Below are 13,029 nucleotides of genomic sequence, written 5' to 3'. Positions count from 1 at the left end.
AGAAACCCCGCTTTATGCGGGGTTTCTTTTTATTTCTGAATCCAATCTGGATGAAACGTTTCTAATAATTTTCTAATTTTTTCTTCCAACTTTTTGTATAATTCTACAAAATCCTCAAATTTTAAATTTTCATATTTCTCATGTCTTGCCTTCCAAGTATATTTAGTTAGTTCATTATTATTTAAATAATCAACTTTAATATTTTCACCTGCTTCCAAATTATTGGAACATATATAAAATGGTAAAATTAAGTGATTAAATTTTAAATTTTCCAGTCCAACTAATCTCTCAACCAAAATTGATTTAGTAAATAATGGCTTGAACTCATCGAAGAACTTTTCATCCAAACATTCTTCATTAAAATTAATTCTCTTTCGATTAGATTGAATAGCATTTTTAATTTGGTTTATTATTTTAATTTCATTTTCAGTAAATCCCTCATACTCTTCCTTTGTATATCGAATAATTTCGTAACCATTAATTTTTTCATTCGATACAAATCCTCCCTTCTCAATCCAATTTTGATCAAAAACAGCTTTAAATAAACTATTAAAGCTACTAGGAAAGACTAAATCATGTTTTGACAATTTAGATGTGTCAAAACTAGAATTAATAAAACTATCCACATGATATATATTAAATTTATTTAAATTTAAAAGCTCATTAAAGCTTTTATCATAAAGCTTACATTTCTCATTCTTATATTTATAATTTAACAAAGATTCCGACCCAAAAATTTTTCTATTTTTCCAAGAAACTTTACTCTCATCATCATTTAAAAAAAACTCGAACAAATCAAATAATTCATTATCATTCAAAATATTTTTTAATTCATATCTATATTTATCAACTATATGTTTAGAAATCTTATGTAAAAATCTGTCGTCAATAAACTTCTTTTCAAAGTTATTACTCCAAGCATTTCTGTTTGTCTGTAATGTATTCTTAGCATCAAAACCATATAACATTAGATAAATATCAAATGGTTTTACATAATATCTTATATGTCCAACATCTTGACCTTTAAAACCACCTCTCAGATCACTACGTAACTCATTAAGACCATCTTCGTGTGAATTATTGATACAAAAATAAAGATTATATTTTTCTACCCATATACAATTTTTTAAATCAATTTCACGTAAAGGAAAAACATTATCTATTTTAATTTTCCAAAAATCATTAAATTCATAAGGAAAACATACTTTTTCCAACACTTTCTCTTTAATATTCTCGATTTGAGTGGCGATCGTAAAAACATCAAACATTTCCTCTCTTATCGGATCATGATTAGAATATAAAAATTTATATAATTTGGAGTGATTAAAACTATAGCTTCTAGCTCTCCTTTTAATTTTTAATTTTAGTTTTAAAGTTGTACCACTATCACCATTTGATTCTTTTATCTCTTCTATAAAACAATATCCTTTTTTTGAGTTCAGAGGAGAATTTAACTCTATCTTATAAGTTTTATAATCAATTGAATTTGTTGTAATAATAGTTATTTTCTGATCATCTTCATTGAGTTCTTTTAATAATAAGAAAGCACTATGTAAACCAATACCAAACTGTCCAGAAGGTCTCATCCACTTTGGCATCTTATTTATTATTTTTTGCTTCTCAATATTCTTACTTGAACCTGCTACTTTTTGCATATATTTCAAGTCTTGCAAACTAATTCCTGTCCCCTTATCTTCAATTTTAAATTCCCACCAAGCATCATCACTATCATCGATAATTTCTAATCTTTCAAAAGACAATTTAATTGGATAATTTTTAAAAATATTTTGTGTATTTTCATCATAAGGATGTGCATTTTTAGGAAATTTAATTTTTCCTTTTTCGGAATCATTCCAAACCCTTATTAGGGTGGCATCAATAGCATTTTGAATTAACTCCCTATAAATATTTGTATCATCCTTATATAAACCACTTCCCTCTAGTATCTCCAATGCATTACTTTCATCAATTGAAAATTTCATTGGTTTATTACTCAATAGAACTCTATTACCTTGCATACGCACATCTAGTTGTTCAATAGTAGGTAGTGAACCAAATTTTAAATCAGGAACAATCAAATTCCATTGTGACATTTGATTTTGAAATTCTTCACGTATCCAACCAAACCAGTTTTGAGTTTCCACATAAGACATTTCATCTGGACACTCAGCAACAAGCTTGACTGTTCGTGTATCAAGTTGAAACTCTCGTAATGATAAATGCTTGTCATGATGGTGTTTGCTGACAGAAGGCATATTGCTGACATGCTTTGCCATGACGGGACAAAAACGATTGTCATCTAAATCAAATAAATCCCCTAAACGAAGCAAACAGCCTATAAATCTTGGATGACAATTTTCTGTTCCCAAACCTGTTTGTTTATAAGGAATTGTCTCCATCAAAGTACTAAAGTTCATACCATGAGAAACACAAATTTGCCCTAAATAACGATAGATTCGATTTGGAAGAAGCTCTGTTCTAGGTGACGTGATTCCTAAGTCTTTAAATGGGTCTTCAACTAACTTTCCAACTCTTTTATCGTGCCCTTGTCTAAACCACTCAGCAATCAATTGGCGATATTTTTCGACTCCATCAAAAGGGTGATCTAAAGTTCCAATTGCTGACAACCAATTATGTTCTACATATGCTTGGCAAAATTTTTGTAAGTCATGCCCTTTTCCATTCGCAATTGTTTGTATCATGAACTTAAAGTCAGGATTGGTATGCACTTCTTTAGCATTTTTGGCATCAACTAACATGCCTACATCGTGCCAATAAGCAGCTTCAAGGATTAACCAAGTATCTGTAGCACTTAATAAATCAACATCATCTCCCAAAATTCGTTCAATATTGACCAAAATTTGCTGAGAGTGTGAAGCATTGTGATTACTAAAATGTGGGTAAAAACCACCAATATTTTCTAATGCTTTTCCAACCAATTTTTGGTCAAATTCCCACTGTGCATATAGGATGGCTACGTTGGCGTCAGCTTCACATTTATTTTTTAGATGTTGGATTAGTCGGGTGCTCATAAATTTTAAATTTTTAGTAAGTTAGGCACTATATTAATCAATATTTAAACAATTTAATAAGCAGTTTTAGCTATGTGAATTTTTTATTGAATTATGGAATTAGAAGTAAAAAAACAGTGAGTGTTATCCCTTTGTAAAATTAGTGGAAAATTCAACCAATAAAATCCTATTTATGAAGCACTTAAATTTTATAAATGTATGATCAAGCCTCTTTTTTCTTATTTCCTTAAAAGGGTTTATATGAACATGCTTAAAACAATGATCGCGACTGCAATCGTAGCGACTTCTGCATCTGCAATGGCAACTGAAGTTCAAGTTGCGCCAGCAACTGTTGTAACCCAAACAACCCAAACAACCCAAACTGTTGCTAAAGAAACTGCTGCACCTGTACAAGCGAAAGTTGAAGCGACTCAAGCGACTGTTGCTGCAACTCAACAAGCGGCTGAAACTAAAGCTGAAGCAGTAAAAACAGAAGCGACGACTCAAGTAGAAACGGCTCAAGCTACAGCAGAACAACACATTGAAGCTGCGAAAACTGAAGCAGTAGAAACCAAAGACGCTGCTGCTGAAAAAGCAGAAGTAAAAGCTGAGAAAAAAGGCTGGTTCTCTTGGTTTAAAAAAGCAGCTTAAAATTTTTTAAGCATAAAAAAAAGATGTCATTCTGACATCTTTTTTTGTTTTGGATGATTTAATTTATTTTCAGAAATTAAAAGACTTAATCTTATTTAAACCTTTTGCGCCAACATGGTGGCAAAGTGCTGTTTAATCCGCTGGCCCTGCTCATCGACACGATACAGCTCACCGATATCTTCATTGTATTTCACGATATTCCAGCCCTCATAATACCCTCGCAACTCCCCCGGCTGAAAAGCAAATGGAAAATCGGCTTGTGCCGGAATATCTGGCGTATCCATGGCACAGACAATCAGGTTATAGCCACCCGGCACGGTCGCCTGCTGCATCTGTGCAATGAGCGGTGGAATGGTTTTCGCCTCAAGGAACATCATCACTACAGTACAGTAGATAAAGTCATATTGGCCTGCAATGCTGGTATCCGTGTTAAGGTCGCGGCGCTGTACCTGCATATGATCAATCTGCTCGGTCTGCACAATCTGTCTTAAAGTCTGCAAACTGTTTTCGTTAACATCCCAGGCATCGACATTAAAGCCGTTCTGACTCAAATAAAGCGCATTACGGCCTGTACCACAGCCGACGTCCAGCGCACAGCCACCTTTTAAATAGGGCATCGCTGCCAGCACTTCAGAATGGGTAGGATTTAACTGATATTTCTTGATGAAGTAATCCTCAGGCCGGCAGTAAAAACGTAGCTGACATTCAACATCTTCACTGGCAGAAACAATTTTGTGCCAGGCCTCAGGCTCAATAAATGGCGGCTGCTGCTCTGGTGTAAACACATGCTCGGATTGCACTGCGCCAGATTCTTCCAGCATGGCAAAATGCAGCTCACCTTTTAATACTGTCAGTTTCGCCCAGGTGCCGGCTTTGGTATTGTGCTGATTCTTAAAGCCCTGAGGAATACTCTGCTGGTTCCAGACTGGAAGTTCCTTATAACATATCAACTGTTGCATAATTTTTGCCCTCCATATCATCCATGCTCCGCCTGTTATTCTTTTGGCAGCGGTAATTAATTCAGCATAGCCTGTTCAAATCGGAATTGGAATCAGCACCTGTTCGCGCTGTGCCGATGCAACAGCAAGATCAATACCAGTTTTCTATCAAAATAAAAAAGCTGCCTCTCTTGAGACAGCTCGGTTATCTATCAACGAGGAATATGACGATTCGATTAATGCAGCAGTTCCGACTTTAGCCAGTTGATATATTTATCCTGATCCATAAAATCCGGTGCGCTCCCCAGATCCAGACTGAAATACTGCTGATTGAACTGAATCACAATCTGTTCGGTATAGTGCCAGTCCTCGATCAGCGTGAAATATTGATTCAAGAACAACCGGTTCTTGTCCCCGTTATTCATCCTTTGTAATTTTGGACATGTTTTATTTGCGACAAACTCACCGTACACCTGCTGAATATCAGCAAAAACCTGAATTGTTTGCATGACTCACCTGCTTAAATGTTATGTCGTGATCTGTGCGACCCTTTCAATTTAGCAAGTGAGTTTGAACAGCAGATGACAGTCCTATGGCAATCCTGTCATCTAAATCAGGCTACAACTTGTTTTCAACCGCTTTCTGGTTAGCGCTCGCAACTCGTTCCATCTGCTTATTGAGGAACAGCATTTCTTTATACAGCGCATTAAACTCTTGCACGGCTTTATCATCATAGAACATAAAGGTGTTATTTTTCTTTTGCCATTTATGCTTTTTCAGTACTGCAAATAAGGCATCAGCCTTGGCCAGAGTCTGTTTTTCAATTTCAAAAATGACATGTGCATTACTATTTTGCTGACTGTCTTTCAGGGTCAGGCTTAGTTGCTGGCGATAACGGTTTTTAATATCCAGTTGCTGCGCCTTGTCGATCAGCTCGGCATCACGCTGCTGGATTTTCTGCTGATAGCTATTCACAATTTGATGCACTTGCTTGAGCATCGCTTCAGTTTCTTTATAGCCTTGTGCCTGATCCTTGGCCAAGCGGTCGATATTCAGAAAATTCTGCCAGTTGGCGGCTTTTAAGTCGCGTAGATACTGATTTCGTTCCTCGGCACTGTCGCGCAATTGCCCCAACATAAATTCAGCCATGATGGCATAGTCACCATCCAGACGGTCATCCTCAAGTTCAATCTGAATTGGTTTAGACCAGTCCTGTGCCTGCTGCGCAATACTCTCGGTTTTTTCTTCAAGCACAGTTTCATATTCGAGCAGCTCGGCCTGATGTTTTTGCTGGACCGAATTCTGATAAAACAGCCCAATAAAAATTGCCAGTGTCACAGCGGCTACAATCATAAAAACACGCGACATGTATACGCTCCAGCTCTGTCAGTCAGATCTTGTTGATTTACATCCACTATGCTTATTTTTTAAACACAATTCAAGGCATTTGATTTTTCCAATAATACGTCTAGCTTAGACAGAAATTGCTCCTCTCACAAAGCTACCCTTTCCCAGAACACTATTTTGTCGATCTCATTGCATGTTAGCTTTGACAAGCTCGTTAAACAAAGTTATCTAGATCGACAGGCGCACATTATGGGGAATTAAACGGCAGGCTCAGATTCAGCCGGTTCGGATCGAATTGTTCCCGAACAATATTCACATTGGTGGCATCGTGGTTAATTCCAAAAGGTTGCAGCAATACATACACCCCATTTCTTGGGTCTGAAGACTGCAAGCCCTGTGCGATGGCCAATACATATTCACGGAACACCACAGGCAGACTATCCAGATCAGGGTCGGCAGGTGCACGCATCACATCAATATTCGCCACTACGTCACCATCCACGCTATAGGCCTGAATTTCACGTTCAATTTTCATCAGGCGCATTTGCAGGGCCTTACGCTGGCTGTTCTGCTCCTGATAAGGCAACATTTTTTCAGTCACGGCGCGCAGTTCCGGTTCCGCCATGACGGTCAGGGTCGGCAAGACGACGGAATCAGCAGCAGGCGCAGCATGGCTTAATATCGGTAGGCTAAAAGCAGTACAGGCCGTAAGAAAGCCGAGTTTAATTGGTGTTAGGAGATTCATCATTTTTACCCTCGTTTGGAAAAGGGAAAGCGTCAAAGCTAAATCTTACAAATAATGCCAGTGCCTATTGTTAAGTTTGATAAACGGTCAATGATGCATAAAAAGGCAGGAAACCTAGAAAAAGAACAAGTTGAAACAACTGAAAAATAGAAAAGAGTGCTGATCTGGCTTTGGTGTAGGCAAAAAAAATCCCCAAACCAAGTTTGAGGATTTTTTGAATATGGTGGCGAGACCCAGGATCGAACTGGGGACACACGGATTTTCAATCCGTTGCTCTACCTACTGAGCTATCACGCCGATGCGGTGTATTAAGCCGTATCTGGCCTCATTAGTCAATCAAAATTATGAAAAAAATATTTGAGTGACTGATTTTTGGCCTAAAAAAAATCCCTGATGGGATCAGGGATTGAAAACTTTGAAATCGTTTTAAAATATGGTGGCGAGACCCAGGATCGAACTGGGGACACACGGATTTTCAATCCGTTGCTCTACCTACTGAGCTATCACGCCGATGTCGCGTATTAAACAGTTTCAGCTGTAAATCGTCAAGAGCAGAGAGAATAATTTTCGTCAAATGTTTACTTTTCCATCAACTCGCGTCAATTTGAGTCATAAATCGAACAGTGTTTACCAAAGACCTCAGCAATAAAACAGATTTAAGCGCTTATTTACATAAAAAAGCAGCCTAACGGCTGCTTGATATTGCTCTATCTTCAGATTTTTTCCAGATTGGCCAGACAACGATGAATGGCCCCACAGCCTGGCACGAAGTTTTTTACACCTTTTTCTTCTTCCATGCGGCAGACTTCGCTGACCAGCCTTTCTGCCACGCCACGACCACGGTTGGCCGGATGTACCACGATATTTTCCAGAATCCGGCTTTCGCCCTGTCCAGTGCACCAGATTGCCCCAATAATTTTGCTATTAAATTCTGCGCTATAAACTGAGGTATACTGTGCAAGGTTTTGCTCTAGTTGTTCCATGGCATCTGCCCCGTCGCTAAATTCCGGGCTCGTGTCATACAGTCGCTCAAGCTGGCTGCGCACTTCGTCATTTTCTAAAGAAGTATAAGCATGTACGGTGATAGGCATTGATAAACCCTCCTGAGCAATCTAATATGCGGTGACTTCGTCACGGCGAAAATATTTTCTACATCAATCATTTTGACGTATTTGAGGAACGTGTCTATGACAGATCGTATCAGTGAAGTGGTAAGAAATACCAACGAAACCAAAATTCGAGTTCGTTTGAATCTCGACGGTACTGGTCAAGGCACCTTAAACACGGGTATTCCCTTTTTAGATCATATGATTGATCAAATCAAGCGTCATGGCCTGTTTGATATTGATATTTATTGTGATGGCGACCTGGAAATTGACGACCATCATACTGTGGAAGACTGCGGTATTACGCTGGGTCAGGCATTTGCACAGGCATTAGGCGATAAAAAAGGCCTGAAACGCTATGGTCATTTCTATGCGCCACTCGATGAGTCTTTAAGCCGTGTCGTGGTGGATCTGTCTGGTCGTCCGGGTCTGTTTATGGATATTCCATTTACCCGTGCCATGATCGGCCGTTTTGATGTGGATTTATTCTCTGAGTTTTTCCAGGGCTTTGTAAACCATTCCTTGATGACGGTGCATATCGACAACCTGAAAGGCAAAAACAGCCATCACCAGATCGAAAGCGTATTTAAAGCATTTGCGCGTGCGCTGCGTATGGCCTGTGAAGTAGATCCACGTGCTGCCAATACGGTAGCTTCAACCAAAGGTACACTGTAATGACCCGTATTGCCCTTCTTGATTATGGCATGGGAAATTTGCACTCTGCGGCAAAAGCATTAGAACATGTCGGTGCCACGGTTGATGTGACCAATGATCCAAAACTGATTGCACAAGCAGACAAGATTGTTTTTCCGGGCGTAGGCGCGATGCGTGACTGTATGCAAGGCATGCACGAAGCCGGGATTGATGAAGTGGTACGCAATGCCGTATTTAACAAACCGGTATTGGCCATTTGTGTCGGCATGCAAGCCTTGATGCAGCATTCTGAAGAGAATGGTGGTACCGATGCACTGGGTATTTTCGAAGGTGCGGTTAAGCATTTCCCAGAAATGGCGGGCTTAAAAGTGCCGCATATGGGCTGGAACCAGGTGCATCAGGTCGAGCCTGATCATCCGATGTGGAACAATATCGAACAGGACGCGCGTTTCTACTTTGTGCACAGTTACTATGTAGAACCACAAGATTCAGAATTGGTGGCAGCTACTTGTACCTATGGAATTGAGTTCTGCACAGCGATTCATAAGGAAAACCTGTTTGCGACCCAGTTCCATCCGGAAAAGAGCCATACCGCCGGTTTACAGTTATTGAAAAACTTTGTGGATTGGAAAATCTGATTTTCCTTTCGCCTAAAAAGCTCGCAAATTGCGGGCTTTTTTGTTGATTATTTTTTACACTTTTCATTTATAAAAAATCCCTTTATCATAGACTTACTTATAAAAAATCTAATGAAAACAAAGGAAAAATAATGAGTAATACAATTCAGGATTCGGGGTGGAATGCATCAGGACGTTTTGGGCGACGTTCGTATATCGCATGGAATATGCTGCTGGGTTTTTGCTTTATGATCATCGGGATCATTGCTGCTTTCATTTTACCTGGAATGAGTCCAGAGACTTTAGATGGTAAAATGTCCATGCCTTTAATGGTGCTGTTGGTTTTGATCTACGGCGTTGCGATTTATTTTAGCGTGATTTTTTTAATTCGTCGTTTACATGACCGTAATCATAATGGCTGGCTTTCTTTACTGATTTTTGTGCCGGTCGTAAACCTTGTCTTTACACTTTACCTGTTATTGGCACCCAGTCACAACGAAAGTAATGAATATGGCCCTCCACGCACGACACGTGGCTGGGAAACGCTTTTGGTGGTGCTGTATCTGGTACTCGCGGTTATTTTGGCCGCCTTTGCTGTCCCTGCTTATCAGAATTATGTTGAACGTGCTCAACAGGCGCAGATCGAACAGAGTAGCTATCACACTGATTAAACCTATTTAAATTCTGCATAAAGCCCATTCTTCATGGGCTTTATTTTTGCCTAGAACAGGAAAAGTGATTAAGCTGAACGCATTCATTTCATGATTGAAGCTTATGCAACAGCTGCTGGATACTTTACCAAGCAAGGAACAAATTCAGACCTTTCCTGTATTTAAAAATCTTCCGATGCAACAGATTCAGGTGATTAATCGTCTGGAACAGTGTCATGCCCTTGCACAGGAGCTAAAAAGCCATGCAGTCCTGGGTTTCGATTCTGAATCCAAACCGACCTTTAAAGTTGGTGAGGTTTCTACCGGGCCACATCTGATTCAGCTGGCCACTTTAGATAAAGCCTATTTATTTCAAATGAATGATTCGATCTGGGATTTTCTTAAACCGATCTTTGCCAGTCGCGAGCAGATCAAGGCCGGTTTTGGCCTGAAAAATGATGCGCACCTGTTCCGTAAAAAAGGCATTGAACTGAATAGTGTGATTGAACTGTCCAAATGTTTTAAAGCTTTTGGTTTAAACAATCCGATCGGATTAAAAAATGCCATGGCTTTGCTATTTCAAGTAAATTTTCCTAAATCCAAACGGATTAGTACCTCGAACTGGGCCAGCAAGAAGCTCAGCCCGGCACAAATTGATTATGCAGCAGCAGATGCCTATGCGCCCGTGCTGGTATTTGAAGAATTGTTGCGGCGGGGTCTCTTACCCAAAGAGATTCCCAATACTTCACTGAAATTAAGAATCCGTCCTTCATCGACGGCTTAAGTGCTTGCATGGCCTGCTGGTACTGGCAACTTGATGTACGCATGAAAGCTGTGATGAACGCGTTCGATGAGAGAGCTGTGACTTTAACAGGTCTTACAGCTTCGGTTATCGACCAGCTCAGTACACGATCCGTTATGGAAAATCTGATCTCCATTCAAGAGACGGATCATTAAAATCATTAAAACGAGCAAAATAAATTACCTCACTGCTACCTATCTATGGACAGGTTTTCTTTATTCATACCGTTTAAGAGTTAGAAATTTCGACTTTATTTGCTAAGATGAATACACTCAAATTCATTCTAAAGATTAAGCAAGGAGCGAAAGCATGCTGATCATCCCTGCAATTGACCTGAAAGATGGCAAATGTGTCCGTTTAAAGCAAGGTCGTATGGAAGACGATACCGTATTTTCAGACGATCCGGTCGCAACAGCACAGCATTGGGTAAATGAAGGCGCTCGCCGCTTACATTTAGTAGATTTAAACGGTGCTTTCGCAGGTACACCAATCCATAAGCCAGTGGTTGAAGCCATTGTCCGATCTCAACCTGATTTGCCGATCCAGATTGGTGGTGGTATCCGTTCTCTGGAAACCATTGAGCATTATCTGCAAGCCGGTGTTTCTTTTGTGATCATTGGCACCAAAGCAGTTCAGGATCCTGAATTTGTTGAAGAAGCATGTCGAAAATTTGCTGGTCATATTATTGTTGGGATTGATGCCATGAATGGCATGGTAGCAACAGATGGCTGGGCCAATGTGACTGATGTCAAGGCTACTGACCTGGCGAAACGTTTTGCCGATGCTGGCGTGTCAAGCATTGTCTACACGGATATCGCGCGTGATGGCATGATGCAGGGTGTGAATATTGAGCAAACCGTGAATCTGGCGCAATACTCAGGTTTGCCTGTGATTGCTTCAGGCGGCGTGACCAATCTGGATGACGTGCGTAACCTGAAAGACCAACCGGGTATTTTAGGTGCAATTACCGGCCGTGCGATTTACGAAGGTACATTAAGCTTGCGTGAAGCACAGTTGTTGCTAGATGAGCAACAGGCGCTATAATTAAGTCTGCTGTAAAAGAGGTCTTCGGACCTCTTTTTTATTTTTTTAATTTTCTGATCTCCTGGCATGTCTACACTTATTTCCAAAAATCACTCCGGCTGGATGGTAAAAGCACCGCAACTCGCCCTGATCCTGATCACCATTATCTGGGGCGGCAGTTTTATTACTGTGCAATACGGGCTAAATTTTAGCAGTCCGATTATGTTTGTCGGCCTGCGCTTTGCTGCGGCAGCGCTTGCTGTCACCCTGATTTCACTGAAGTCGCTAAAAGGCATGAACCTGAAAGAAGTGTTCGCTGGCGCGGTGATTGGCATCATGATCGCCATTGGCTACGGCACTCAAACTGTGGGCTTGCAGACCATCAGCAGCAGCGAATCGGCTTTTTTAACCGCCTTGTATGTTCCACTGGTTCCAGTCCTGCTCTGGTTAATGTTCCGTAAAAAACCGCATGTCATGACCTGGATCGGAGCACTGTTTGCCTTTATCGGTCTGGTGTTTTTGACAGGAAATGGCTTTGCTGCGATTCAGCTCAGTTTCGGGCAAACCCTGACTTTGCTCGGTTCGATTGCGATTGCACTGGAGATTATTTTTATCAGCCATTTTGCCGAGCAGGTGAATGTACGCCGGGTCACCGTGCTGCAACTGATTTTTGCGTCCCTGTTCTGCTTTATGATCGCACCTGTTTTAGGTGAATCTCAGCTACCTGAATTCCACTGGCATCTGGCAGGAATTTTAGTCGGTTTGGGCATTGCCAGTGCCTTGATTCAACTGGTGATGAACTGGGCGCAGCGCATGGTCGACCCATCACAGGCAGCGATTATCTATGCCGGCGAACCGGTATGGGCAGCCCTGTTTGGCCGTCTGGCCGGAGAACGTTTACCGTCACTGGCTTTATTAGGCGGATTGCTGGTGGTACTGGGCGTGATTGCCAGTGAATGGAAACCGAAGTTTTTAAGAAAACAACCAACAGAAGAATTAAAGCAAGATCTTTCTTAATTCCGCTAAATCCCCCTGAAAAAGAGGGATTTTTTTCTCTAGGGAAATACGGCTAAAATTATTTGCTATACATCGGTCTATTGTCATTTAAGCGCATGATGCCGCGAATCGCCCGATACACAATCCAGATCCAGGCCAAAACCACCACCACTAAACAGAACGCGGATGCACCAAATGCGACCCCTGCAAACAGGTTAGGATCTTCACCGGTAAAGAACAAAAAGAAAAATGGAATAAAGGCGACGATATTCCAGAACAGATACCACCAGAAACTGCGGATCTGCCAGGTAAAATGGCTTTCAAAGATGGAACCGCGCACATCGTGCCGTTTCACATAGTTAATGATCAACGCCACAAGAGCCAGCAGGCCAGCACTAAAAATGGCCACAATATATAAAATGTACAGTGCAAAAGTCAGTGTGCGGTTTGAATCTTTATCAATGGAATAGTTCACGTCCCCTCCTAGTA

15 protein-coding genes and 2 tRNA genes are annotated in these 13,029 nt (G+C 40.6%); 8 read left to right on the top strand and 9 right to left on the bottom strand.

Features of this window, described 5'->3' with window-relative positions; all coding sequences use genetic code 11:
* Window positions 1-29: 29 nt before the first annotated feature.
* The gene (locus tag F995_RS13105) at window positions 30-3,032 is read right to left on the bottom strand and encodes an HD domain-containing protein (protein WP_004647297.1); all 3,003 of its coding nucleotides are present in this window, start codon (window positions 3,030-3,032) and stop codon (window positions 30-32) included.
* Between the two features lie 240 nt (window positions 3,033-3,272).
* On the opposite strand from F995_RS13105, the gene F995_RS13100 reads away from it, so the two are divergent.
* Window positions 3,273-3,662, top strand: coding sequence for a hypothetical protein (locus tag F995_RS13100; RefSeq protein WP_004647296.1), 390 nt, complete (start codon window positions 3,273-3,275; stop codon window positions 3,660-3,662).
* Between the two features lie 95 nt (window positions 3,663-3,757).
* Here the strand turns inward: F995_RS13100 and tehB are convergent, their stop codons facing one another.
* The 7 genes from tehB to F995_RS13065 form a co-directional block, all read right to left on the bottom strand.
* Complete coding sequence (gene tehB / locus F995_RS13095) at window positions 3,758-4,621, bottom strand: SAM-dependent methyltransferase TehB (protein ID WP_004647295.1); 864 nt, start codon at window positions 4,619-4,621, stop codon at window positions 3,758-3,760.
* 215 nt (window positions 4,622-4,836) lie between these two features.
* The gene (locus F995_RS13090; RefSeq protein WP_004647294.1) at window positions 4,837-5,109 is read right to left on the bottom strand and encodes a hypothetical protein; all 273 of its coding nucleotides are present in this window, start codon (window positions 5,107-5,109) and stop codon (window positions 4,837-4,839) included.
* Between the two features lie 109 nt (window positions 5,110-5,218).
* Window positions 5,219-5,968, bottom strand: coding sequence for a hypothetical protein (locus F995_RS13085; RefSeq protein WP_004647293.1), 750 nt, complete (start codon window positions 5,966-5,968; stop codon window positions 5,219-5,221).
* Between the two features lie 226 nt (window positions 5,969-6,194).
* Entirely contained in the window at window positions 6,195-6,692 is a 498-nt protein-coding gene (locus F995_RS13080) for a hypothetical protein (protein ID WP_004647292.1), read from the bottom strand.
* Between the two features lie 221 nt (window positions 6,693-6,913).
* Window positions 6,914-6,989 (bottom strand) — tRNA-Phe (locus tag F995_RS13075).
* 137 nt (window positions 6,990-7,126) lie between these two features.
* Window positions 7,127-7,202: transfer RNA gene (locus F995_RS13070), tRNA-Phe, on the bottom strand.
* Window positions 7,203-7,405: 203 nt separating this feature from the next.
* Complete coding sequence (locus F995_RS13065; RefSeq protein WP_004278652.1) at window positions 7,406-7,783, bottom strand: GNAT family N-acetyltransferase; 378 nt, start codon at window positions 7,781-7,783, stop codon at window positions 7,406-7,408.
* Window positions 7,784-7,879: 96 nt separating this feature from the next.
* Here F995_RS13065 and hisB point away from each other — a divergent pair, with 96 nt between their 5' ends.
* The 7 genes from hisB to F995_RS13035 all read left to right on the top strand — a co-directional run bounded on the left by hisB (window position 7,880) and on the right by F995_RS13035 (window position 12,561).
* A complete protein-coding gene (gene hisB / locus F995_RS13060) occupies window positions 7,880-8,473 on the top strand; it encodes an imidazoleglycerol-phosphate dehydratase HisB (protein ID WP_004647291.1) in 594 nt (197 codons plus the stop codon).
* A complete protein-coding gene (gene hisH, locus F995_RS13055; protein WP_004647290.1) occupies window positions 8,473-9,090 on the top strand; it encodes an imidazole glycerol phosphate synthase subunit HisH in 618 nt (205 codons plus the stop codon). The genes hisB and hisH overlap by 1 nt, the downstream gene beginning before the upstream one ends.
* A gap of 131 nt (window positions 9,091-9,221) precedes the next feature.
* Entirely contained in the window at window positions 9,222-9,740 is a 519-nt protein-coding gene (locus tag F995_RS13050) for a DUF805 domain-containing protein (protein ID WP_004647289.1), read from the top strand.
* A gap of 103 nt (window positions 9,741-9,843) precedes the next feature.
* Window positions 9,844-10,503, top strand: a complete 660-nt coding sequence (locus F995_RS13045) for a 3'-5' exonuclease (RefSeq protein WP_004647288.1) — start codon at window positions 9,844-9,846, stop codon at window positions 10,501-10,503.
* Between the two features lie 8 nt (window positions 10,504-10,511).
* Window positions 10,512-10,676 (top strand): hypothetical protein, encoded by a 165-nt coding sequence (locus tag F995_RS16845; protein WP_004278657.1) that lies wholly within the window; start codon window positions 10,512-10,514, stop codon window positions 10,674-10,676.
* A gap of 154 nt (window positions 10,677-10,830) precedes the next feature.
* The gene (hisA, locus tag F995_RS13040) at window positions 10,831-11,565 is read left to right on the top strand and encodes a 1-(5-phosphoribosyl)-5-[(5-phosphoribosylamino)methylideneamino]imidazole-4-carboxamide isomerase (protein ID WP_004278658.1); all 735 of its coding nucleotides are present in this window, start codon (window positions 10,831-10,833) and stop codon (window positions 11,563-11,565) included.
* A gap of 66 nt (window positions 11,566-11,631) precedes the next feature.
* Complete coding sequence (locus tag F995_RS13035; protein WP_004647287.1) at window positions 11,632-12,561, top strand: DMT family transporter; 930 nt, start codon at window positions 11,632-11,634, stop codon at window positions 12,559-12,561.
* A gap of 58 nt (window positions 12,562-12,619) precedes the next feature.
* Here the strand turns inward: F995_RS13035 and F995_RS13030 are convergent, their stop codons facing one another.
* Entirely contained in the window at window positions 12,620-13,015 is a 396-nt protein-coding gene (locus F995_RS13030) for a DUF4870 family protein (protein ID WP_004278660.1), read from the bottom strand.
* Between the last annotated feature and the right edge of the window lie 14 nt (window positions 13,016-13,029).

It is taken from the genome of Acinetobacter sp. CIP A162 (assembly GCF_000367905.1).
Taxonomy (GTDB): Bacteria; Pseudomonadota; Gammaproteobacteria; order Pseudomonadales; family Moraxellaceae; genus Acinetobacter; species Acinetobacter lwoffii.
Note: the sequence above shows the minus strand (reverse complement) of the source record. Positions and strands in the feature narration are given on the sequence as shown.